Source organism: Myxococcus sp. CA040A (genome assembly GCF_013336725.1).
Taxonomy (GTDB): Bacteria; Myxococcota; Myxococcia; order Myxococcales; family Myxococcaceae; genus Myxococcus; species Myxococcus llanfairpwllgwyngyllgogerychwyrndrobwllllantysiliogogogochensis.
Window position 1 is genome coordinate 1 of record NZ_JABUMR010000048.1, and the last position, 587, is coordinate 587.

General features: G+C 67.0%; 1 protein-coding gene. It reads left to right on the plus strand.

The features are described 5' to 3' along the window. A partial coding sequence (locus tag HUA75_RS46040; protein WP_217446592.1) for a condensation domain-containing protein occupies positions 1-587 on the plus strand: 587 nt, incomplete at both ends.

Consider the following 587-nt stretch of genomic DNA (forward strand, 5'->3'; position numbering starts at 1 on the left):
CTGGTTCCTCGACCAGCTCCAGCCCGGCGCTCCCACCTACAACATCCCCTGGGCGCTCAAGCTCTCTGGCTCGCTTGACTCGCATGCGCTGCTCCAGTCCCTCAACGCGCTGATTCAGCGTCACGAGGCCCTGCGCACCCACTTCGCCATTCACCAGGGTCAGCCCGTTCAGCTCGTCCAGCACGACTTCGTGCTGGAGATGCCTCTCATCGACCTCTCCGCCCTGCCCCAGCAGCAGCGCGACGCCGAGGCACAGCGGCTGGCGGCGGCCGAAGCCGTGCGTCCCTTCGACCTGGCCCAAGGCCCTGTCGTCCGCACTTCTCTCCTCCGCCTGGATGCGTCCGAGCACCAACTGCTCGTCACCGTCCACCACATCGCTTCCGACGGTTGGTCCATCTCCGTCATGGTCCGCGAGTTGGCCGCCTTCTACCGCCAGTTCGCTGGGGGCGAGCCTGCCCAACTTTCTCCGCTGCCCATCCAGTACGCCGACTTCTCCGTCTGGCAGCGCCAGTGGCTCCAGGGCGACGTCCTCTCTTCCGAAATCGCCTGGTGGCGCACCCAGCTTGCCGGTGCCTCCTCGTCCCTGG